General features: G+C 67.5%; 21 protein-coding genes. 13 read left to right on the top strand and 8 right to left on the bottom strand.

Translation table 11 applies throughout. The features are described 5' to 3' along the window. Positions 1 to 76: 76 nt before the first annotated feature. Both O7553_RS27790 and O7553_RS27785 read right to left on the bottom strand, forming a co-directional pair. Positions 77 to 1,000: an NAD(P)H-binding protein gene (locus tag O7553_RS27790; RefSeq protein ID WP_281552504.1), complete on the bottom strand. Its 924-nt coding sequence runs from the start codon at positions 998 to 1,000 to the stop codon at positions 77 to 79. A gap of 16 nt (positions 1,001 to 1,016) precedes the next feature. Next, positions 1,017 to 2,273 carry an alpha/beta fold hydrolase gene (locus tag O7553_RS27785; protein ID WP_281552503.1) on the bottom strand — a complete coding sequence of 419 codons (1,257 nt, stop codon included), beginning with the start codon at positions 2,271 to 2,273 and terminating at the stop codon, positions 1,017 to 1,019. 276 nt (positions 2,274 to 2,549) lie between these two features. On the opposite strand from O7553_RS27785, the gene O7553_RS27780 reads away from it, so the two are divergent. Next, complete coding sequence (locus tag O7553_RS27780; protein ID WP_281552502.1) at positions 2,550 to 3,791, top strand: hypothetical protein; 1,242 nt, start codon at positions 2,550 to 2,552, stop codon at positions 3,789 to 3,791. Positions 3,792 to 3,872: 81 nt separating this feature from the next. On the opposite strand, the gene drmC is transcribed toward O7553_RS27780, so the two are convergent. Genes drmC through drmA form a run of 3 tightly spaced genes read right to left on the bottom strand, consistent with a single transcriptional unit; the run spans position 3,873 to position 10,154 of the window. Continuing rightward, complete coding sequence (gene drmC, locus O7553_RS27775; RefSeq protein ID WP_281552501.1) at positions 3,873 to 4,691, bottom strand: DISARM system phospholipase D-like protein DrmC; 819 nt, start codon at positions 4,689 to 4,691, stop codon at positions 3,873 to 3,875. A gap of 13 nt (positions 4,692 to 4,704) precedes the next feature. Continuing rightward, the gene (locus tag O7553_RS27770) at positions 4,705 to 6,546 is read right to left on the bottom strand and encodes a DUF1998 domain-containing protein (protein WP_281552500.1); all 1,842 of its coding nucleotides are present in this window, start codon (positions 6,544 to 6,546) and stop codon (positions 4,705 to 4,707) included. Beyond that, a complete protein-coding gene (drmA, locus tag O7553_RS27765; protein WP_281552499.1) occupies positions 6,543 to 10,154 on the bottom strand; it encodes a DISARM system helicase DrmA in 3,612 nt (1,203 codons plus the stop codon). The genes O7553_RS27770 and drmA overlap by 4 nt, the downstream gene beginning before the upstream one ends. Before the next feature lie 368 nt (positions 10,155 to 10,522). On the opposite strand from drmA, the gene O7553_RS27760 reads away from it, so the two are divergent. From O7553_RS27760 to O7553_RS27740, 5 genes are read left to right on the top strand one after another with little or no spacing between them, the layout of a single operon-like run. Beyond that, the gene (locus O7553_RS27760) at positions 10,523 to 11,083 is read left to right on the top strand and encodes a TauD/TfdA family dioxygenase (RefSeq protein WP_348650026.1); all 561 of its coding nucleotides are present in this window, start codon (positions 10,523 to 10,525) and stop codon (positions 11,081 to 11,083) included. After that, positions 11,070 to 12,098 carry a hypothetical protein gene (locus O7553_RS27755; RefSeq protein ID WP_281552497.1) on the top strand — a complete coding sequence of 343 codons (1,029 nt, stop codon included), beginning with the start codon at positions 11,070 to 11,072 and terminating at the stop codon, positions 12,096 to 12,098. Before O7553_RS27760 ends, O7553_RS27755 begins: the two co-directional genes overlap by 14 nt. A gap of 11 nt (positions 12,099 to 12,109) precedes the next feature. Beyond that, positions 12,110 to 12,910 carry a protein phosphatase 2C domain-containing protein gene (locus O7553_RS27750; RefSeq protein WP_281552496.1) on the top strand — a complete coding sequence of 267 codons (801 nt, stop codon included), beginning with the start codon at positions 12,110 to 12,112 and terminating at the stop codon, positions 12,908 to 12,910. A 25-nt stretch (positions 12,911 to 12,935) separates the two neighbouring features. Continuing rightward, positions 12,936 to 13,400 (top strand): NUDIX hydrolase, encoded by a 465-nt coding sequence (locus O7553_RS27745; RefSeq protein WP_281552495.1) that lies wholly within the window; start codon positions 12,936 to 12,938, stop codon positions 13,398 to 13,400. Beyond that, positions 13,397 to 13,885, top strand: coding sequence for a hypothetical protein (locus tag O7553_RS27740; RefSeq protein ID WP_281552494.1), 489 nt, complete (start codon positions 13,397 to 13,399; stop codon positions 13,883 to 13,885). The genes O7553_RS27745 and O7553_RS27740 overlap by 4 nt, the downstream gene beginning before the upstream one ends. A gap of 81 nt (positions 13,886 to 13,966) precedes the next feature. On the opposite strand, the gene O7553_RS27735 is transcribed toward O7553_RS27740, so the two are convergent. The 3 genes from O7553_RS27735 to O7553_RS27725 form a co-directional block, all read right to left on the bottom strand. Further along, the gene (locus O7553_RS27735) at positions 13,967 to 14,692 is read right to left on the bottom strand and encodes a DNA-processing protein DprA (RefSeq protein WP_281552493.1); all 726 of its coding nucleotides are present in this window, start codon (positions 14,690 to 14,692) and stop codon (positions 13,967 to 13,969) included. A 63-nt stretch (positions 14,693 to 14,755) separates the two neighbouring features. Then, positions 14,756 to 15,409 carry a DUF433 domain-containing protein gene (locus tag O7553_RS27730; RefSeq protein ID WP_281552492.1) on the bottom strand — a complete coding sequence of 218 codons (654 nt, stop codon included), beginning with the start codon at positions 15,407 to 15,409 and terminating at the stop codon, positions 14,756 to 14,758. Between the two features lie 2 nt (positions 15,410 to 15,411). Beyond that, a complete protein-coding gene (locus O7553_RS27725; RefSeq protein WP_281552491.1) occupies positions 15,412 to 15,741 on the bottom strand; it encodes a hypothetical protein in 330 nt (109 codons plus the stop codon). A 138-nt stretch (positions 15,742 to 15,879) separates the two neighbouring features. Between O7553_RS27725 and O7553_RS27720 the strand changes: the two genes are divergently transcribed. The 7 genes from O7553_RS27720 to O7553_RS27690 all read left to right on the top strand — a co-directional run bounded on the left by O7553_RS27720 (position 15,880) and on the right by O7553_RS27690 (position 21,256). After that, a complete protein-coding gene (locus O7553_RS27720) occupies positions 15,880 to 16,776 on the top strand; it encodes a helix-turn-helix transcriptional regulator (RefSeq protein WP_281552490.1) in 897 nt (298 codons plus the stop codon). Continuing rightward, complete coding sequence (locus O7553_RS27715; protein WP_281552489.1) at positions 16,773 to 16,979, top strand: DUF397 domain-containing protein; 207 nt, start codon at positions 16,773 to 16,775, stop codon at positions 16,977 to 16,979. Before O7553_RS27720 ends, O7553_RS27715 begins: the two co-directional genes overlap by 4 nt. Positions 16,980 to 17,127: 148 nt before the next feature. Beyond that, a complete protein-coding gene (locus tag O7553_RS27710; RefSeq protein WP_281552488.1) occupies positions 17,128 to 17,454 on the top strand; it encodes a Scr1 family TA system antitoxin-like transcriptional regulator in 327 nt (108 codons plus the stop codon). An 81-nt stretch (positions 17,455 to 17,535) separates the two neighbouring features. Continuing rightward, on the top strand, positions 17,536 to 17,742 hold the full coding sequence (locus O7553_RS27705; protein WP_281552487.1) for a DUF397 domain-containing protein: 207 nt from the start codon (positions 17,536 to 17,538) through the stop codon (positions 17,740 to 17,742). An 877-nt stretch (positions 17,743 to 18,619) separates the two neighbouring features. Then, a complete protein-coding gene (locus tag O7553_RS27700) occupies positions 18,620 to 19,315 on the top strand; it encodes an ATP-binding cassette domain-containing protein (protein WP_281552486.1) in 696 nt (231 codons plus the stop codon). A gap of 161 nt (positions 19,316 to 19,476) precedes the next feature. Further along, positions 19,477 to 20,595 (top strand): hypothetical protein, encoded by a 1,119-nt coding sequence (locus O7553_RS27695; protein ID WP_281552485.1) that lies wholly within the window; start codon positions 19,477 to 19,479, stop codon positions 20,593 to 20,595. A 136-nt stretch (positions 20,596 to 20,731) separates the two neighbouring features. Then, positions 20,732 to 21,256 carry a hypothetical protein gene (locus O7553_RS27690; RefSeq protein WP_281552484.1) on the top strand — a complete coding sequence of 175 codons (525 nt, stop codon included), beginning with the start codon at positions 20,732 to 20,734 and terminating at the stop codon, positions 21,254 to 21,256. The last annotated feature ends 27 nt before the right edge of the window (positions 21,257 to 21,283 follow it).

Genomic DNA, 21,283 nt, shown 5'->3' with positions numbered 1-21,283 from the left:
TCGTGTTGCCGACGTCACATCGATGTTGCCAACTACTGTTGATCTTGTCGATCTGGATGTGATCAGAGTGACCCGCTCACCTGCCGGCAGGTGACGCGCCGAAGGTTTCCTGCAACGACGGTTCGAGCGACCGGCCGGTCAGCGGCTCGATGAACAGCTCGTCGAGGAGCAGGTCGGCCAGGTGAGCGGGGTTGAGCCCGGATTCCCTACGGGCGAGCGCCTGCAGTGCGCCGCCGGCCCGCAGGGCCACGCGGACCGCACCGGCGGGCAGCCGCCGGACCGGGCGGGGCCGGCCCACCGCCTCGGCGATCCGCCCGAGCATCTCGACCCAGGTCAGGTTGGCGTCGGCGACCGGAACGTCCCCGCCGTACGCTCCCTCGATCGCGTCGACCGCCGCGGCGGCGACGCTGCCGGCCGAGGCCGCGGCGGTTCCGCCGACCGGGACCAGCAGCGGCGCCGCCGACCGTGCCCACCGGTCCAGCGGACCGGCCCAGTTCGGTAGCCGGTCACCGGCTCGGCCGAAGACGAACGGCAGCTCCAGCACGGTGACCGGCAGGTCGGTTCCGGCCGCCGTCCGCACCTGCCGGGCCTGTTCCAGCCGGCACCGGATGTACGCGTGCCGCTCGCCGAGCCGCCACTCGGGACGAAGCCGGTCGTGGTAGGTGTAGTAGGAGCCGAGCAGGACCCCACGGGTCAGGCCGGCGTGCCGGGCAGCGGTGAACATCCGCGCCACGGGATCGACGAGTTCACTGCGCAGCACGGGATGGATCGGTGCGGGGAGTACCCGCTGCTCGTCGACCCGGGTGCCGTACACGACGCCGTCGTGGCCAGTGAGCAGCGGCCGCAGGTCCTCGACCGAGGCGGTCTCGACGTCGAGCACGTGGTCGACCCCGGTACGGGCGGTCCGCGCCACCGTGGCCACCGCGTGGCCGCGCTCGCGCAGCAGGTCGACGACGTGCGTACCGATCAGGCCGGTCCCGCCCACGACAAGGATCCTCATGCTGGCTCTCCGCTGGTCAATCGGTCAGGAAGGCGTCGATCTGGGCCAGGAACTCCGGCCAGGCCGGCTCGGACGCGGTGAGCAGATGGTTGCGGCTGTCCAGCAGCACCAGTTGACTGTCCGGAATGAGGGTGGCCAGCTCGCTGGCCTGCGAGGTGGGCACCCGCATGTCATCGCGGCAGTGCAGGATCAACGTCGGGCACTGCACCCGGTGGGCGATGTCCGAGACGTCGATCCGGGCGAACTCCTCCAGGAACCGGACCCCGTTCGCCGCCGAGGTGGTCCGCCGCTGAAAGCCGATGAACTCCTCCAACTCCTCCGGAGTGCCCTCGGGCAGGAACTGGGAAGCGAAGACACCGAGGAAACTGGGGTCCTGGTGTGCCCAACCGACCCGCGCCAGGTTCAGATCCAGGGCCGCCTCGTCCTGCTCGGCCTGGCTGCGGGCCCGGACCTGGCGGCCCCGGGCGTACGCGCCGGCGAGGATCAACCGGCTGACCCGCTCCGGCCGGCGCACGGCGTACGCGACCGCTACCGCACCGCCCTGGGAGACACCGAGCAGCGGGAACCGGTCCAGCCCCACCGCCTCGACCACGGTGTCCAGGTCGTCGACCCAGTCGTCGAAAGAGAAGCTGGGCACGTCCCAGTCGGACAGGCCGCACCCCCGCTCGTCGTAGCGGACCAGCTGCCGGTCCCGGGCCAGCCCGTTGAGCCAGTGCGACCACACCGGGGTGGTCCACTCCAGATCGAGGTGGGTCATCCAGTTGGCGGCCTTGAGCAGCGGCGGACCCGAACCGACGCTGGCGTAGGCGATCCGGGTGCCATCGTCGGCCCGGCAGAACCGGACGATCTGGCGGTCCGCGCCGCCGGCCTCCCCGGCGACCACAGACCGGGCCGGTGCCGGTCGGGTCGGGTGTGCGGCCGGCTGCGGTCCGGGGGCCGCGGGGTCACCGGCCCGGGTCACCGTCACTGGTGCCGCGAACTGGTACCCCCGCCGGTGCACGGTCCGGATCAGCCGCTGGTGACGGCCGGTGTCACCGACGGCGATCCGGGCGGTACGCAGCCCGGTGGTCAGCGCCGCCTCGCTGACGAAACGGTCGCCCCACACCTGGTCTAGCAGCTCGTTCTTCGATACCACCCGGTCCCGGTGTTCGATGAGGTACTGCAGGAGGTCGAGTGCCCGGGGCTCCACGTGGACCGGCTCACCGGATCGCCGCAGCTGGTAGCGGGCCATGTCCAGTTCGTACTCGCCGAAGCGGAAGGTGTCGCCGGCCATCGGCTGAGCGTACCCCCGGTGCGCGCCCGGCCCTCGACGGACGATCTTGGCCACCGCCTCGCGGCGACCAGAACGCCCTGGTCAGCGGCGCCACGAATGGTCGCACTGTTTCAGACCCGACAGAAATGCTGTAGGGTTTCGGGCAGAGTCAATGTAACGGCGATCACTGACTCCACCGGAAAGAGCACTGGCCATGTTCCTTCCTCATATTTTCCTCAGCTGATCCTTCGAATTCCACCAAGGCTGCGCGGTCCTGCATCACCAGACTTGGCACTCATGACATTCCTGCAACGCCGTCGGATGTTCCGACACGCCCGCACCGCGACCGTCCTGTCCGTACTGATGCTGGGTCCGATGCTCGCCGTGAGCACCCCGGCCGCCGCCTCCTCCACCGTGCCCACCGCGGAGATGGCCGACTGTCTGCTCTACGAGTCCGCCGAAGAGCTGGCCTGCTACCGCGACTTCCGGACCGCCATGAAGGTGGCGACCGCCGGGGCGGTCACCGACGCCCCGCGTGACGGCAGCCGACTCGACGCGGCGACCACCGAGCGGATCGCCGCCGCCGGCACCGCCGCCACCCGCGCCATGGCTTCGGGTACGTCCGCGGCCGCCCAGGTGGTCCTCGGGATCGCGTACCAGAACGCCAACTACACCGGCGGCTCACTGAGCATGGTCTCGCGATCCGGCACCTGCAGCGGCGGCAAGTACTACAACTTCAACAACCTCGCTGACGCCGGCGCCGCCTGGAGTAACGTGATCAGTTCATACAAGAACATCACCGACTGCGCCAGCAACTATTACGTCAACACCAACCAGTCCGGCACCCCCCACATGTGGTACTCGCACGACCAGCTCGCGCAGGTGCCCGCCGACAACCAGTACAGCTCGGTCAGGTTCTGGGACGGACCGTCCCGCGCGGAGCTTTTCGAGCACTGCGACAGCCGGGCCGTGTCCTGCCAGTTCGTTGCGGGGACACCGGTGACCGAGACCACCGCCGGCTTCCACGAGGTCGCCTCGCACTTCAACTGCACCCCGTACGACAACAGCCTGTCGGTCGAATGGTCCGACACCACCGGTGGGTCGATCAGCATGACCGCCGAGGTGCCCGCGACCACCTTCGGCTCCAGCGCGCTGAGCAACGTGTCGACGAGCATCAGCCAGAGCATCGGCCGGCAGTGGAACTGGGAGTCGACGGTCTCCCGGACCACGTCGCTCAACGCCGGCCCGTCGGGCTGGGCCGCGCTGGACCGCAGCCCCAAGCTGCAGACCGCCCAGGGCACGATCGAGATCAAGCTGAAGAACAAGGCCTGGGGCCGCAAGGAGTGGTACATCTGGGACTTCGAGGCGACCGTCGAGGTCCCCGACCACCTGGGCGTCACCCGGTCCCGGGGCGGCCCGATGACCGAGGCCCAGATCGCTGAGCTCTGCACCGACCCGGCCCGCCGGGCTGCCGCCGCGCCGACCCGCTCCGAGACCCGCCGCGAGCTCGCCGACGACCGGCCAGCCACCGCCAGCTGATCCCTGCCCCGCCTTCCGGCCCGGGGTGTCCGCTGGCGGACACCCCGGGCCGGGGTGCCTTGTGAGGCCGCGACCTACCGGTCAGAGTCGCCGCAGGACTCCGGTGCGCGGTTCCATCAGCGCGGCGAAGTGGTCGACGAGTCGCCGTACCGCGTCCGGGTCCCGCACCACCACCCCGACTTCCAGGTTGTCCGACAGCGCCCGGTCGGTCAGGTTGGCGCTGCTGACCAGGGCGGCGTCGGTGTCGGCGGCGATCACCTTGGCGTGCAGGGCCGGAAGCGACCGGCCGGGCTGTCGCCGCGCCGCCGGCCAGTGCCAGCAGGTGACCCGGTCGCCGAGGCCGGCGAAGACGTCCGCTCCGGTCACCCCGCGCAGCGGTCCACCGTCGGCGGTGCCGCTCTCCAACACCAGGTCGACCCGGACGCCGCGGTCGGCGGCGGCGGACACCTCGGCGACGACCTCGGCGACGCCGTACGCGGCGAAGCTGACCATCAGCAGTGATCGGCGGGCCTGCCGGATCAACTCGACCACCACCGACCGGGTCAGCCGGACCGCGACGGCCGGGCTGCTCGGCCCGCTGACCACCAGCTCGGTACGCCGTACTTCGGCCCGTCGCTGCAGGTGGGCGGCGCTGCGCAGAGCGAGCGCGACGGCCGCACCGGGCAGGTCGGGGGCGTGACTTCGCCAGACGGCGACCAGCCGCCGGGCGTGGGCGGCGACCGCGTACCCGGGGCGGGCGTCGATCAGCGCGGCCTCCACCGTGGCCTCCGACCGCTGGACCGAGGCCAGTACGCCGGCCCAGGCGGCGACGTGCCCGGCCGGCAGCTCGGCGGCCAACTCGGCGACGGTTTCGGCCAGCACCTCGGAAGGAAGTCCGGCGGTGGCCTCGGACGGGTTCACCGCTGGCAGCCGGTCACCTGAAGAAGCCGCACTCGTTGTCGGCGAGGGTGTCGACCAGCAACGACCGGTCCAGGTAGTGGTTGCCGCCTTCGCAGGACGTTTCGGCGGCGTACAGGCAGGCATGGCAGGCGGCTCCGGCGAGCCGGCCGTGCACCGTCGGGTCGTGTTCGGCACAGAGCGGGTCGGAGCTGCACAGCCGGGCACCGTGCAACGCGCGGTCGATGAGTGGGCCGAGCCGGTCGGCCCGGCCGAGGGTGACCAGGCCACCGAGGGTGCCTTCACTGTCCGGGGCGGCGGTGTAGAGCAGCACCCCGGCCATCGGCGAGTCGCCGGCACGCGCGTACACCCGCTCGCCGATGCCGGAGGCGCTGTAGCCGCATTCCAGCGCCAGCTCCCGGATCAGGGTGTGCCCGAGGGTGTGCAGCAGCAGGTAGCGCAGGCCGGGCCAGCCTCCGGGGGGTAGTTGGCGCTGCGCCCGCCATTTGTCGTGGGCCCGGATCAGCAGGTGTTCGCGGGCTTTGACCGCGGGGTCGTGCTCCCAGGCGACGATGCGTTCCTCGGCGAACCGCAGGAAGATGCCTTCACCGCGGGTTTCGGCGCACGGCACCCAGGTGGGCGGCTCGGCGGACAGCGGTGCGCGGCACTGGTCGGGGGTGTCGAGCACGTCCCGTTCGGGGGCGTCGATGCGGGTGAAGCCGTACAGTGCGGCGACCCGACGCAGCCGGGGCACCAGCACCACCTGGCTCAGCCAGTCCCGGTGCCCGGCCGGGACCGGCTCCGGCCGGGTGGTGAAGTCCGGCAGTGCCGCGCCGACGCTGGCGGTGAACGCGCGCCACTCGGGCAGGTGCAGGTCGAGATTGTCCCAGTCACCGCCGCCGGGGGTGTCGCCGGCTTCGTGCCGCCGCTGGATCGCCGCCCACACCTTGTCCACTCCGTGCGGTTGCAGCTCGGACCAGCAGGTCTGGGTGGGCAGGATCATCGTGCCGGTCTCCGCTGGCAGCGGGGCGAGCACGCTCAGCGTCGGCCAGAATTCGGCGACCAGGTGGTCCACCGGGTGTTCAGCCTTCGGCACGCTGAACACCGCCGCCTGCATGGCGAACCAGCTGTTGGTGGCGCCGAGCGCCAGGGTGCGCGGCGGCGCGTCGCACGGTTCGTAGCTGCCCAGGTGCGGGTGGCGGCCCCGGCAGGCGGGCAGGTTGCGGTCGGCGAGCGCCCCGATCGCGTCCGAGATGGGCCGCGCCGCCGCGCACTGGCCGCAGGTGACGAAGATGTTGGTGGTCTCGCCGGTGCTGCCGCGTTCGGACAGTTGCAGCGGGTGCCCGGCCCCGGGGTCGCTGCCCCGGTGCACGAAGTACGACCAGGGAAAGTCGTCGAGGTGGCCGTTGCCGCAGGCCAGCACGAACCGGGCCGGTACGGCGGTGGGTCGGCCGCCGCCGTTGCCCCGGCAGGTGTGCACGTAGCGGACCTTGTCCGGCGTCGGCGCCGAGACCAGCTCGAACAGACCCGACTCGACTGGGGCGAGTTGGTTGCACCGGGTGTCGGAGCAACGCAACCAGGCGGGAAACAACGCGACCGGCACCCCGATGCGGGCCCATTCGGCGTACGGGTCGGAGGTTTCCGGCAGGTGCGGCGGCAGCCGCAGCGCCTGCACCTGGTGACCGAGTTTGGCGCGCATGGCGGCGAGCAGCCGGTCTTCGGTGATGACGGTGGCGCGGGCCAGCTCCCAGTGGTCGAGGCCGAGCGGCATCACCGACAGGCTGGGCAGGTCGGCGACGGAGCCGATGCCGTAGGTGTGCAGCAGCTGGTTGGGGCGCAGCGCGCCGACCCGCAGTTGCCGTAGCTGTGGTTCGCTCACGCCAGCGCCTCCGGCCCGTCGGCTCCGCCAGCGGCCCCACCGGCGGCGGCCCCGGTGCCGGTCGCCGGATCGACGCGGGGCACGAACGGTGGCGGTGGTTCCGCCATGGCTGCCCCGGCGAGCTGCAGCTGCAGCTGTACGCCGGGTTCGACGTCGCGCAGCGAGGTGGGGCAGGTGGTCTGCCGCCAGCGGCCCTCCTCGGGGCGGTGCAGCAGCCCGGCGGTGTCGTCGCTGCGGCGTGGTTTGTCGTACGCGAGCCGCCGGGCGGGCATGGCCCGTTCCCGCGCCCACGCGTCGAGCCGCGCTTCCAGCTCGTCCTCGACGCGTAGCCGTACGGCGTTGTCGGCGGCGACGTCGCTGCGCCGGGCGAGGAAACGCACCACGTGGTCGGCGAGGGGGCCGTAGCGGTCGAAGTGCTGGGCGCTCAGGTTGCCGTTGTAGGTGTGTTCCAGGTTGCGGATCAGGGCGACCAGCACCCCGGTCAATCCGCGGTCGATGGCCCGTTCGGCGAACGGGGTGACCGACAGCGCTTCGACCTGCCGGTAGACGGTGGCGTGGAAGTGGTCGAAGCGTTCGTAGTGTGACAGGTCGCGGGGGCGGGCCCAGTTGTAGACGGTGAAGACGATGCCGGGGGCGGCGCGACCGACCCGGCTGGTGGCCTGGATGTACTCGGCGGCCGACTTGGGCTGGTTGGCGACGACCATCACGCCGAGCCGGGAGACGTCGACCCCGACGGAGATCATGCTGGTGGCGAGGAGCACGTCGATCGGTCTCGGGCCGGCTTTGCCGCGCCCGCCGGTGAACCGGACGGCGAGCCGGTCCAGCAGTGGCCGGATCGCGTCGGAGGACATCCGGGAGGTCAGTTCCTCCAGCAGCGGGTCGTAGCGGCGGGCCAGGCCGCGTTCGTCGGCGCGGGCGAGTCGGGTGGAGACGTCGTCTTCGACGAGGCGTCGCATGCCGCCGAGGTCGCGCAGGCTGTTGAAGTAGCCGACCAGGGTCATGTACGGGTCGGTGACGTCGTTGCGGCCGTAGCGTTCGTGCAGCTTCTGGGCGGCACCGAGGACCGACACGTACACCCGGATCAGGGCCGACTTGATCCGGGTGCCGTGGGCGCAGATGCCGATGTAGCGCCGGCCGGGACGCTGGTCGGGGTCGCGCTGGCGGGCGAAGAAGCTGTCGGCGGCGTCCAGGCCGGGCGGTGGGAAGACGCTGGTCGAGCGGTGGAACAGTGCGCCGATCTGCTGGTGGGCGCGGCGGACGGTCGCGGTGGAGGCGATCACCTTGGGCCGGGTCGAGTGACCGGTCACCGGCTGCCAGGTGGCGAGCCGGTCGACGGCGGTCTCGTAGAGGCCGACGAGGGAGCCGAGCGGACCGGAGATCAGGTGCAGCTCGTCCTGGATGATCAGGTCAGGGGGTCGCAGCCGGGGGCAGTCGACGATGCTGGCCGGCCCGGCGGTGCCGGCGGCCCGGTGGTACGTCGCTTCCCAGTCGGCGTGTTCCAGGTCTTCGGTGACGTAGCCGTGCCGTTCACAGCGCCGGCTGACCTGCCCGAACAACGCTGCTGTCGCGCCTTTCCAGGCCAGTTGGGCGAACTTGTCGACGGTGGCGATCAGCAGGGCCGGCGGGTGCCGGTAGATCTCCTCGTCGACGACGAGCACCGGCAGCCCGCGCTGGTCGTCGGGCCGGCCGAACCCGGCGAGGTCGCTGAACGGGCATTCGACGTCGGGGCAGCGGACCAGGGTCCGGCGGTACGTCGGGTCGATCACGATGTCCCGGCCGGGTTCGATCCGGCTGCCGCACCACGGGCAGCTGGTCAGCTGGTGCGGTGAGCCGTGGCCCCGGGTGGCGGCGCCGCGCCGGCCACGCTGCTGCTGCTGCCACTGCCGGGCCTGGTCGGTGTGGTTGGGGGTGACCTTGCCGCCGACCCACAGTCCGATCCGGATCGGCGTGTCGCCCCAGGTGGTTTCGTCGGCCAGGCGCAGCGTCTCGGCGGCGCAGATCAGGGTGGCGGCCCGCTCGAACTGTTGGATGGTGAGCAGCCGCAGCGTGTAGCGCATCAGCACGGCGAGGCCGTCGGCGGCGACCAGTCCGCCGTGGGCGGGTTGCAGCCGGCGGATCGCGATGGTGAAGGCGGTCAACCCGAGGTACGCCTCGGTCTTGCCGCCACCGGTGGGGAACCACAGCAGGTCGGCGACGGCCCGCTGCTGGTCCTCGGTGCGTTCGGCGTGCCGGGGGTCGGCCAGCGCCGGCAGATTGATCAGCAGGAAGGCGAGCTGGAACGGCCGCCAGCGGTGGTTGACGGGCTGGTCGGCGGCGGCGGTCGCCGCCGCGAGCCCGACGCCGGGGTGTTCGCGACGGGCGTCGGCGACCCTGGTGTGCACCCGCTGCAGGTACATCGCCCGGTTGGCGAAGCCGAAGGCGCGGCGGGCGGCCGGGTCGGTGGCGAGCAGGCCGATGCCGGCGGCGATCCGGTCGGCGGCCCGGCGGGCGTCGCGCAGCGCCTCGGTGACCTGCTGACGGTGTTCGGTGAGCCGGCGGTGCGGCTGGTCGGCGGCGGCTTCGTTGCCGGCGATCCAGGCCCGGTAGCCGTCGACGAGCGGGGTCAGCGCCGCCAGCAGCGGATCACCGGCCGGACCGCGTGCCGTGCCTCTGGCCGGGGCGGCCGGCGGGGTGGCGGCCAGCTCGGCGAGGCGTTTCATGTCGAGCTCGACGGCGGCCAGCTCCGGCAGATCGGGGTCGGTGTCGGCGGTCGGCACGTCGGTGAACGGCAGTTCGTGTACGGGCACCGGGCAGGTGCGGATCCGGTGGGCGCGCAGCGCGGGGTCGCCGCCGGCCGCCGGGTCGGCCCGCACGGCGGTGCCGTGGCCGACGGCGTACTCGGGGTGGAAGCGGTAGGCCATCGCGAGCCGGCGGCGTTCGGCCTGGTCGGAGGCGTCGCCGCCGGTGATCTGCTCGGGTCGGGGCCAGAAGACCGGCTGGTCGCCGTCGCCGGTGGCGGACAGCTCCACCTGGAAGATCCAGGAGCTGGCGTCGCGCCGCGCGCCGGGCCGCTGCCGGTTCTCCAGGAACAGGGAGATCAGCCAGCGGCCGTCGCGGCGGCGGGCCCGGCCGCGTACCACGATGTCGGGTTGGTCCGGGTCGGGGGCCTGCGGCGGCAGCGGGCCTTCGGCGAGTACGACGATGATGGTGCCGCCGTGGCTCTGGCGCTGCCAGACCCGGCCGGCGTGTTCCTCGCGCTGCGAGGTGGCCCGGTCGTAGCGACCCCAGCCGCCGGTGACCCGCAGCGCGGTGGCGGCACCGTCCACGGTGGCGGTGAAGCCGAGCGCAGACGGGGCGAGGCTGGGCACGTTGGGCGCGCTCGGCTCCGGCTGGCCCTCCATGATGTCCGGTGCGCTGGCGTCGGAGAGCTCGTCCTGGGTGTCGGGCTCGACGGCCTGGCCGTTGGGGGCGAGCCGGCCGAGCAGGTAGCGGTCGAGCGGGCTCTCCTGGGTGCCGAACTCCTCGTCCGGCCCGTCGAGCGGCCCGAGCAGGTCGGCCAAGACCAGCGCCTGCAGTTCGTCGCGGATCACGCCCGCGTCTGGTCTGCCGAGTACGCCTGCCTCACCCATGCCCGCCACCGTAACGGCTCCCCCCCGACACCGTCCTCATGCGATCGGCTGTACCCGTCGGTCTGGCAAGAACGATCACTACCCAGACGTACACCTCGTCGGCGAGACCGTTTGCGTCGAGTACTCAAGACCTTGTGTTGATCACATTGGACACATACGGTGGCTGTCAGGAGTCAATCAAGGGCCTGCCTATGCGGTTGCTGGCGTCCAACGGCGCGTTGGAAATTGCGCATGACGAAGTCGGTGGTTACCTAGCTCGGGATGGGTACGTGCTGATCAGACAGGCCAGAGCCGTCGAGGTAAGCAGGCTGCTCAAGACTTGGACTCTGCCGGTTGATCACCCTCACCAAGCTCAACCGGGAGTAACAGTGATCGATCCTTCCAAAACACCTTCCGATGTGTTGAACGCTGCCGGATTCTCCCGAACCGCCCTCCTGCCACATACCGACCGAAGCCTGCACGTCGAACCACCCAGCTTGCTGGCTTCCCTGACCGTCATCCCTGCTGACGTCGGCGGAGGTGGCGTGGTAGTCGACGGAGCATACGTAGCAGCGGAGCTTCGAGGTCAGTTTGGTGCCGAGGCGGTTGCCGGGTTGTCACTGTCGATGTCCGGCCAGGAGGGAGTACAGGCGATATTCGGATCACGCGATGGCTTCCAGCGGATCCGCTACCGCGACGACGAGATCGCCTGGCCATGGCATCGTGATCGACCTGCGGAGATAACTGCCAGGCTTCGACAGTTGATCAAGGACGCGTCAGCGCCATTGGCACTCGGCCGCGGCGACGGTTACCTGTTGCACAACCACCGCACGCTACATGGACGTTCAGCGTTCACCGGTAGGCGCTGCGTTATCCGATTCCTGGCGAAAGTCAAGGAGGGCCACCCGTACGCCTGGCTCAACAGGGGGTTCCGGCGTGCGGATTCCTGAGCCCAGGCGCAGCGCCGAGGATCGACGGCGCAGGTCATTGCTGGCACAGGCGCTGTCTAAGACTCCCCCAGCCCGGGACGCCCGCTTCCCGCATGTGGTCCGGGACATCCTAGAGAAGGTCGATGACCCAGAGGCCGATCTGCACGCCATCGTCGATACCCCAAGGCTGCCCCGCCGTGTTCGGTTCGCCGCGTTCTACGCGCTGCTGCTGCGACTACGACGGGAAGAGCGACACGGCGAGTACGCCGCCATGGTCCGACGGTACGAGGACCAGTTCGGTACCGAGCCGTACTTCCACACATTCCGGGCGATCTCGGCCAGAATGCGTGGCGACCTTGCCTCTTTGCGCAGCTCAGTAGAGTTCTCCAGGCAGGCCGTCGACCTGATGCCAGATGTGCCCGCGGTGGTGCATCAACTCGCGGCATTCTGGGTCGAGTACCTCGAACGCCTGGACAAGGGTGCCCCCGCGCAAGATCTTGACCAGGTTGAACGGCACGTCGATCGAGCGATCGCCCTCTCGCAGGGCAAGCTGGCACACTACTTCGAGACAAAGGGGCGGGTCCTGGCATTGCGCGGAGAGTTCGAGGCGGCCAGGGTATCCGTCGCTCAAGCTATCGAGCTCGAACCCCGCAGCTCAAGGGATTACCTGCGAAGACTCACCCAGTACCAGGCCACACGGGTCCGAGTCGATCTTCTGGAGGAACGATCAAGGTGGTTCCGGGCACAGGACCGGCTACGTAAAGAGCTGACCGAGTTCAAGACACAGCAACTACAGCTACTCGGGTTGTTGGCAGCGGTGGTTGCGTTTGTAGCCACTGCTGGTAATGTCGCGAGCCAGAGCAAGGGTGCCGACGGGATTCGCCTGATGTTGGTCGCGGCCGGCGCGATTGGCCTGGTCTTCGGCACCTTCTCGCTCATCAACAACAGCAGCGTGTGGCGTGTTGGAGTGGTCGCCACGCTCGCATCTGGCCTGATCGCGACCGGGATGTTCGTTCCGGATTCGTGGATGCCGTGAAGAGGATCAAGATGAAGGTTCGGGATTCGGTCACCACAGCCGGCGGGGCCAGGTCGAACGAGGACCGGGTAGGCCACGCGGGTTCGCTGGCCTGGGTCATCGACGGTGCCACCGACCTGTACGACGACGCTGCCCTGCCCGCAGAGCGTGACGTGGTGTGGCTGGTCGACCTGGTCGGGGCGCTCCTCACAGAATCCGGGACGGACGGTTATCAGGGCAGCGGCGCCGACCTGTTGGAGCGGATCGCCGTCGAGGTGCATCGGCAGCAGGAGGCGTACGGCTTCCCCCCGGATCGGATGCCGCCGGCCTGCTCGATCGGTCTCTGCGTCGACCAGGGCGGCGGTTTCGAGCTGACCCGCATTGGCGACGCCACCGCTGTCATCGACGGTGACACCACCCGCGTCCTCGCCACCAGCTACTTCGACGGGCGAGAGGCGGCGGCGGTGCGGGCCCGCGAGACCGACCCAGCTAAGGTCGTCGCCGCGATGCAGCAGCGACGCCGGCACACGATGACCTCCGGTGATGTCGAATCGGTCTTCTCCGGCCACCCGCAGCGCCGCCTCGTCCCGCACCGGATCACCGCGGACTGGGCAGGGACCGGCCACATCCTGCTCTGCACGGACGGGTTCGCCCGGCTGGTCACCGATTACCAGCTCTTCGCCGGGTGGTCCGAGGTCGTCGCCGAGGCCCGGGAGCGTGGGGTGGCGTACCTGGAGAAGTTGATCCGGCAGACGGAGAGCGACCCGGCCGTCGGCGGTGACCGTTTCAAACGCGCCGACGACGTCGCCGCCGTCCTGATCTGCGCGGGCTGAGGCAGTACAGATGGGAGCACCTGCCATGTCCGACCGGCCGCCGTACCTCGTCGAACGCAACCCGGGCTACTTCGAGTACCAGTTGCCGATCTCGGTGAAGCTGGTCGTCGACCACCATGGTCGGGTGCCGCTGCTGAAGAACGAGCGCGACGAGTGGGAGCTGCCCGGCGGCAAGCTGGAAGTCGGCGAGTCACCGGAGCAGGGCGTCTGCCGGGAAGTCGCCGAGGAGCTGGGCCTGACAATCACCGGCGTGCGGATCATCGACTCGTGGGTGTACGAGATCACCCCGCTTCGGCACGTCTTCATCGTCAGCTTCGGTGCGGTCTACACGGGTGAAGAAGAGTTGATCTACACCGACGAGCACAAGGAGCTCGGGGTCTTCGGCTACGACGAGGTGCCCGACCTGCATATGCCGGCACCGTACAAGGCGACGATTTCCCGCTGGCGCGACCTCGTCCGCAGTTCGACGTCACCCATGCGTTCGACATGATCCGGCGGAAGGGCTACCCCCGCTGGGGTAGCCGGCCCGCTCGGGTGTTCCTCGCCGTCATGTCGGCCGCGGTGTGTTTCGGCTGTACGTCGAGTCCGCCGGTCTCCGTCGCCGAATCGGACCCGACGCTGCTCGTTCACGACGTACGACGTGGTGGCGACGACGCGCAGATCGACGGATACCTGCGCCACCTCGCCGACGACGACTGTTTCGTCCTCGAACCGGACGCGACGACCGGGCAGGACGGGATGCGCAACGTCGCTGTCTGGCCGCCCGGCACGAAGGTGTGGCGGGACGGTGGGCAGGTCGCCGGGGTCGACGTACCGGGCCGGGAGCCGATCGCGATCGGCAGCCGGGTCGTCGGCGGTGGCGGCTACGCCAACCCCTCGACCAGCGACCTCGACCTGCCCGATGTCGCCCCCTACTGCCTGACCGGCGGCGGCGAGTTCGCCATGCTGCACACCATCACCAGCGTCACGCCATGAACGACAGGATCTCAATCGACCAACCGGCTCATGGCTTCGCCGCACAGGCGCTCGATCAGCAAGAGCTTCCGCTACGGCTGTCTACTTGAGTGGGAGCCGGTTGAGGATGCCGTCGACGGCTTCGATCAGCTCTGCTGTGCCGCGTACGACGTGGACGCCCGGCTCGGTGGCGAAGGCTTGCGCCCATCGACTTCGCATGACATGGCTGGTCAGGATCACCGGCCGGCCTTGCCCGAGGGCAAGGCGTGCCTGGATCCGGGCACCGCTGGTCTCGCCGGCTTCGACGACGAGGGTCGCTGCCGCGTACCCGCTCATCACCGCGTTGCGCATCGGGAAGCTCTGCCGGGTGGGGCCGGCGTCGGGCCAGAACTGGCTGACCACCAGGCCGACGTCGGCGATGTGGTCCTGCAGCCGCCGGTTGGCCGACGGATAGTAGTTGCGGATGCCGGTGCCGATGACCGCGACGGTCCGGCCACCGGCTGCGAGGGCTGCGGTGTGCGCAGCGGTGTCGATGCCGTGCGCAAGCCCGCTGGCGACCGTCACTCCCCGGTTGACCAGCGACGCGGCTACCGATCGGGCGATGACCAGTCCGCGCTCGGACGCCTTGCGGCTGCCGATGACGGCGATGGCCCGGTCGTTGGCACGCAGCCTGCCACGGGTGAACAGCAGCGGAGGTGCCTCCTTGATGCCGCGCAGCTGGGCGGGGTAGCTGTCGTCGGAGAAGGCGTGTACGCCGATCCCGTCCGCCTGCCATCCGGCGATCTCGTCGGCAGTGGCGGCAACCAGCTCAGCACCGGAGCCGGTCACGGCCGGAAACAGTGTCTGGGGCTGACACAGCGTTCGGTTGGGCATCGAACCTCCCACGTTCAGTCAACGGCTGGGCCGGGTGCCGGACTCGTAGGCCAGCGCCCAGGCAACGTCAGCCGGCGTCAGGGCGTACATCTCGGCGATCGTCTCGGGGTCGGTGCCTGCCGCCTGGTGTTCGGCGATGGTCTCGGTGCTCACCCCGCCGATGGCGGGCCGGCCGAAGCGGACGTCAGGCCGGACACGGATCGGCGAGTCCGGGTTCGGGTCAGGTCGGTAGCTGGCCGCGGTGTTGCCGGCCCAGTCGACTCGCCGGTGGAAGGCCTCAGCCGGCGGGGTCAGCGTCAGGCGGTCGCCGGTCGTCACGACGAGCCACCATCGTGGATGCAGGCCGGCGGCGGCCTGGAGATCCCAGACGACGGCGCGTCCGTCGGTGAAGACGCGCCGGTCAGCAATCGGGTGCGGCACGCCGAATTGGTCCCGGAGCAACGCCAGGAAGATCGGCAGCCCGGTCATCGGCACACGATGCGCCTGTCGGTGTTCCCGCAGGTAGGCCGCTTCGACGAACTCGGCCCAGTCGAGCATCCGCCGACCAGGCGGGCCGGCTCGGCTGCCGGGCGGGTCGGACCGCCGCTGGCGGCCGTCGGTGACGGCCAGCCAGCGGCGCAAGGTCGACGGCGGTACGCGGAGCAGCCGGGCCGCCGCCGCTTCGGCGTACACGCCTATTCGGCGGCGGGTACGAGGACTTCCGAGCCGGACCAGTTGATGTCGAGGTTGCCGAGGTCGCTCTCGGGTTGGTCGTCTTCGTCGAGGGTGCTGAAGGCGGCGTGGTAGCAGCCGAACCCGTGGCCGCCGGCGGTCAGGGTCGCGACCGCCCAGCCGCGCAGGTTCTCCCCCAGCTTCTCCGGCTGGCGCGGGTCGACGGCGACCCGGATGACTCCGAGCAGGTCGTACGTCTGGTCACGTGTGCCGGCGTTGTCGATACGGCACAGCGAGAACCCGTACCGCTCCTCCGCCTCCTGCTGATAGATCAACTTTCCGAATCGGTACACGGGAACCTCCTCGTTTGCGGCGGGACTGCCGACCGTGACTAGCATCAGGGAAATCGTTTGTTATATCAACCCCCTAGTCTGTAGCGACTTATTGAAGTAGGCTCACCCTGCTATCCGGTCCTGTAAGGAGTGAGGAACATGATCCAGTCACCGACGGGCCAAGAGGCAACCGACGGCGCAGACGTCTCGCCCACCGTGCAGGCATGGGAACTCGGCATCAGGCTGCGCCAGCGCCGCGAAGAGTTGGGCATGACAGCGGTTGCTTCCGGTAAGGCGACCGGCATCGCCCAGGCGTACATCTCGGGCGTAGAAGCCGGCCGTGTCAAACTGCCAGCCGGTCGACTGGCTCAACTCATCGAGATCTACGAGATCGACCCGGAGGACGCAGCCGAGCTGGAAGAGCTGCGGGTGGGAGCGACCCGTCGCGCCTGGTGGCACCAGTACTCTCAACTCTTCCCCGCTGACTTCCTCCGCTTCCTCGGCTACGAGGCCGGCGCGGATCACGTCCGCAGCTACGACAACGAGCTACTCCACGGGCTGCTCCAGACCGAGGACTACGCACGTGCCGTGATCCGTGGCGGCAACACCTACGTCCGGTTGACCGAGATGACCAGGCGAGTGAAGGCGCGCATTGCACGGCAGGCTCGGCTGACCGGCCCCAACCCCTTGAACGTGAGCACCGTCATCAGCGAGGCAGTCCTCCGGCAGCAGATCGGCGGTCCGGAGGTCATGCGCGACCAGCTCAACCACCTGGCCGAGCTGGTGTCCACGCATCCGGATCAGATCCGTATCAGGGTCGTGCCGTTCATCGCCGGAGCACACCCCGCGCTCGGCGGGCCGTTCCAGATCCTCTCGTTCCCATCGCCCCGGCTGCCTGACCTGGTCTGGCAGGAAGTCCTGACCTCCAGCGACATCATCGACCAGTCGGCTCGCGTAGCCGACTACACGATGACCTTCGCTGAGGCTGAGGAACGCGCGTTAAGCTCGCAGGACTCACTCGCGCTGATCCGCCAGATAGTCAAGGAGATGGGATGACCCCACAGGTCGGCACCCCTGACCGGGACTGGTTCAAGTCGTCGCGCAGCTCCAACAACGCTGCCTGCGTCGAGGTCCGCTTCGCTGGCGGCCAGGTGGACGTACGCGACACAAAAGACCGCACCGGCCCGACGCTCGCCTTCGGCCCCAACACCTGGACCAGCTTCGTCACCGGCCTCAAGTCCACCCTCACCCAGCCCTGACGGCAGGACCCTGCCAGGATCGACGGCTGCAACGGACCCACGGTCGGATGCGCTCCATCTGCTTCGCGCTCGGCGTGTCGTGCAGATGGAGCGCATCCGATCTTCAAACTGAGTCCGCTGGGACGCCGCCGAATTGGAGGAGCTGCGGGTGGGCGCCGCGCGTCGCGGCTGGTGGCAGGACTACGCCAAGCTCTTCCCGAACGAATTCCTGCGCTTCCTCGGCTACGAGGCCGGCGCGTCGCAGCTCCGTAGCTTTCGCTCCGAGGCCATCCACGGCCTGCTGCAGACCGAGGAGTATGCCCGTGCGGCGATCCGTGGCGGCTCCACCACGATCCGTCTAGCTGAAGTGGAGCGATGGGTCGACGTCCGGATGGCTCGTCAGGTGCGGCTCGCCGCCAGCGACCCGATCCGAATCAACACCGTGATCAGCGAAGGCGCGCTGCGTCAGCAGGTCGGCGGCCCGGCGGTGATGTGAGCGCAACTCGACCACCTCACCACCCTAATGACCGAGCGACCGGAGCAGATTGAAATCCGGGTGATGCCGTAAAGAGATGGGATGACCCCGCAGGTCGGCACCCTTGACCGGGACTGGTTCAAGTCCTCGCGAAGCTCAAGCAACGCAAGTTGCGTCGAGGTCCGCTTCGCTGGCGGCCAGGTAGACGTACGCGACACCAAGGACCGCACCGGCCCGATCCTCGCCTTCGGTGCTACCGCCTGGACCACCTTCGTCACCGGCCTCAAGCACACCCCCACCCAACCCTGACCGCCAGGCCCCGCAGGAGCTGGGCTGCCAGCCAAGGCAACCGAGCGGGCTGGTCCGGCGCCCTCGGGTCGACCACCCAGCCCTGATCTGAAGTGCTCCTGCACCCCCAAGGACCGACGGCGATCCCGGTGACGCGAACCCGAAGCCGACAACCCACTCGTGAAGCCGAAGCAAAGGTGTGATATACATCATACGGGTTCGCCCGACCGACATTAGGAGTGACTCACCTGCACCTACACAAGGAGGCTCCGGCACGCAGCCACCAAAGGCCAACGAACCAGGTCCGTTCTCATTGCCCCCCGCCGAAGTTTTGCTACGCTACGCATGCAGATCAATCATTTCTGCGTTGCCAGCTGTTCCTTCAACTCGCGAGGTGGACTCATGAGTGCAAGGCAAGTGGTACGACAGCGGAACTCACTGAACCCAAGGCGGATCGCACAAGCGGTTACCCTCGCAGCCATCATGGTCGCAGCTGTGACACTTGGCAGTTCCGCAGCAACCGCAGCTGGCACGTCGAACAAACTTTCAAACTGCTACACCGAATGGTGGAACACCGCATGGGCGCAAAAGTGCTCATCGCCGGGTGCCGGTCTGACCGGAACGTACCAATCTTCCGTCAGCTGCTCACTTCAGGGCACCCGCTACCTTGATAGATTCCGTTTTTCCGGGAGCACCCAAACCGTCTCCGGTGCCGACTGCCTCATCTCCGTCAGCAACGGGCAGATCACTTACTACTAGAACCTATCAAACGCCAGGCGAAACAGCGTGCTGGGGATGCGGTAATACGCATCCCCAGCACGCTGCCGTTGAGGAGTGAGATCATCAGATGAACGTAGTGCTAGACGCGGTGTCACAGCGGTACGGATTGACGCTTGCCATGAACCGCATCAGCCTCACACTTCAGCCTGGCACAATTGGCGTTCTCGGCCCAAACGGTGCCGGCAAGACAACCCTGCTGCGCACATTGGCCACGATCATGCCACCCAGCTACGGTTCCATATTATTCGACGACATCGAAATTGACACAGAACAGAAGGCTCGATCGGTCCGCAGCCGTATCGGCTATCTCCCACAGGACTTCGGGTTTGATCCGCAGATGACCGTTGCCGACTTTGTGGCGTATGCTGCATGGATGCGGGGAGTCGAGCCAGGAGAGTGGAATAGATCGATAGACCGCGTACTAGAGATGGTCGACTTGACCGATCGGAGACGATCGAAGATGCGAAAGCTCTCGGGCGGCATGCGTCGCCGAGCAGGCATTGCCTGGGCGATTGTAGGAAACCCTCAAATGGTGCTACTCGACGAGCCTACTGTTGGTCTGGACCCTCGCCAGCGGCTCCAGTTCAGGAGCATCTTATCCGGGCTCGATGACGCGATCGTCCTGCTGAGCACCCATCTCACTGACGACGTCGCCGCCGCCTGCGATCGAGTAATTGTCATGCACAGCGGAGAGGTCCGGTTCGACGGGTCGGTTATTGACCTATCGTCCCTGAGTCGCGAGGATCTGCCAGGTCACTCTGATCTGGAGAAGGCATACATGCATGTATTGCCAGAAAGTGAGCGGCAGGTATGAGAGTACTGCTGCTACACCTGCGCAATTCCCCAATTCGTTGGGCGCTACCACCCTTAATTGTCTTGGACCTATTGATCATATTCATACGCAGTCGGCACTGGATCGGAGTGTGGCCGGAAACAGGTGCCGCAGCTCAGGTGCCAGCATACATGCTTGGTGTCGTGACAGCCGGCGCTGCGGCATGGTCGGTGACAGCGCCAGATAGACATGGAGTAGATGAGCAACTCGCCGCAGCCAGAGTTGCTCCAGCCGCCCGCGAAGCTTACCTTCTATGTGCGACAGCCACCATTCTACTCAGCCCCTACATTATTGGCCAAGCTGTCGCCCTCGCCATTACCGCTCGGACGGCACCGCCAGGATTCCATCTTTGGATAGGCTATTTCGTTTTTGGAGCTTTTGTACTACTTGTCGCGATTGCTGTCGGCTGGCTGATGGGGAAGATCTTTAATGCCGCGATAGCCGCATTGACCGCACCACTTGGATTCCTACTCCTCATTGGAATTCTCGACCAACAGGGCTCCTTCGCCATCCTCACTGGCAGACCTGCGTTTGTAATTGACTCGCTTTCATTACTCCTACGAACTTCCAGCATAGTTGCATTTCTTGTAACACTACTTTGGATATCTAAATCGAAAAAAGTCAAACTTCGAAAGTTTGGCTTATCTTTGGCAACCGCCATAGCAGTCATAATATCCATGCTAGCCACGCCGGTCGTTGTACCACGAAATCCACCCGGAAACAACATACTCTGCATCGAAGGACGCTCGCAGCTGTGCATCTGGCCTGAGCACGAGAAGTATCTTTCTGACATTCGCACCATCAGCACTCGCATCAACGCCCTTCCCGGGAATTTTTCGATTCCAGTTCGAATGAACGAGTACGGGATAGATTCACACTCATACCTCGCCAACGAACGCGAGCAAGATTTAGATGCCGCCCCATACTTCCAAATCATCGCAGGCAGCCCATGGTCCTACGGAGATGACATCGGAAAAGCCATCCTGAGCCTGACATTCCAATTCCTTGACCGGGATGCATGTAATTGGCAAAAAATATCAGACGACGACGCGAATCGACTGTGGACGCTCGAAGCATGGCTGACGGCCTACTTGGTCGGCGGTGGCGCCCCAGACTCGATAACAAATGCCCCAAGCGAGATGCAGTATGCGTGGAAGGCGGGTCGGACGCTCGCTAGCAACAAATCTATTGACGATCAAATCTCTTGGGCCAATCAAGAAGTGAGTGAAATTCGTGACCGCTACTGCAGCTCCTCGAGTTAAGCAGTCCAGCCGCGCTTCCTGGCGCGGGATCCGGTTGTTTGTTGCTGTGCGACCGGTCCGCTCTGCTCTAATTTCAGCTGCACTCTGCGGCGTATCCGCCGCCTGGTTTGGAACAATTGAGGCCACCCTGCCAACCGTGGGCGAAAACGGCCAGGTCAGCGTCCCGCTCTGGAGAATGCTCGCAATGGCTGCGAGCGTTTTTCCGGTACTTGCACTACAGAGCAATCTGGGCGCCCTAGAATCTGTGGCTACCGCCCACCTGAAACGACTCACCTGGCTTTACGCTGTCGCCATGGCAATCACATGCTGGTTGCTGTATCTCGTCCCGGCAGGTATCACCCTTCCGATTGAAGCTCTGGCTATCACCCTCCGCGCACTCATTGCCTGGTACGGAATTTCGCTTCTATCAGGTGTGATCCTAGGGTGGCGTCTCGCCTGGGCCATGCCGGTAACAACCATCGTGTTTCTGTGGTATTGGGGATACAGCAGCCAAGGCTACTATCTCTGGTGGGAGTTCACCGCCCGCCCTCCGAACGACGTTCCCAGCCTTATCCTCAGCGGCGCGCTTCTCCTCATCGGCATCGTCGCCTACTCCGCGACCCCTTGGCGCCGCTATCGGCTACGGCCACGCTCACGGATGTTCCAGACCCAGTACCGGTAAGTCCACTCTGCAGATGGGTCAGCTACC

Source organism: Solwaraspora sp. WMMA2059 (assembly GCF_027497315.1).
Lineage (GTDB): Bacteria > Actinomycetota > Actinomycetes > Mycobacteriales > Micromonosporaceae > Micromonospora_E.
Note: the sequence above shows the minus strand (reverse complement) of the source record. Positions and strands in the feature narration are given on the sequence as shown.

Coding starts and splice junctions, on each gene's coding strand:
- O7553_RS27780 (WP_281552502.1), top strand. CDS start 2,550: ATGACATTCCTGCAACGCCGTCGGATGTTCCGACACGCCCGCACCGCG.
- O7553_RS27715 (WP_281552489.1), top strand. CDS start 16,773: ATGACCCCACAGGTCGGCACCCCTGACCGGGACTGGTTCAAGTCGTCG.
- O7553_RS27745 (WP_281552495.1), top strand. CDS start 12,936: ATGTCCGACCGGCCGCCGTACCTCGTCGAACGCAACCCGGGCTACTTC.
- O7553_RS27785 (WP_281552503.1), bottom strand. CDS start 2,273: ATGGCCGGCGACACCTTCCGCTTCGGCGAGTACGAACTGGACATGGCC.
- O7553_RS27720 (WP_281552490.1), top strand. CDS start 15,880: ATGATCCAGTCACCGACGGGCCAAGAGGCAACCGACGGCGCAGACGTC.
- O7553_RS27790 (WP_281552504.1), bottom strand. CDS start 1,000: ATGAGGATCCTTGTCGTGGGCGGGACCGGCCTGATCGGTACGCACGTC.
- O7553_RS27740 (WP_281552494.1), top strand. CDS start 13,397: ATGATCCGGCGGAAGGGCTACCCCCGCTGGGGTAGCCGGCCCGCTCGG.
- O7553_RS27700 (WP_281552486.1), top strand. CDS start 18,620: ATGAACCGCATCAGCCTCACACTTCAGCCTGGCACAATTGGCGTTCTC.
- O7553_RS27750 (WP_281552496.1), top strand. CDS start 12,110: ATGAAGGTTCGGGATTCGGTCACCACAGCCGGCGGGGCCAGGTCGAAC.
- drmA (WP_281552499.1), bottom strand. CDS start 10,154: ATGGGTGAGGCAGGCGTACTCGGCAGACCAGACGCGGGCGTGATCCGC.
- O7553_RS27705 (WP_281552487.1), top strand. CDS start 17,536: ATGACCCCGCAGGTCGGCACCCTTGACCGGGACTGGTTCAAGTCCTCG.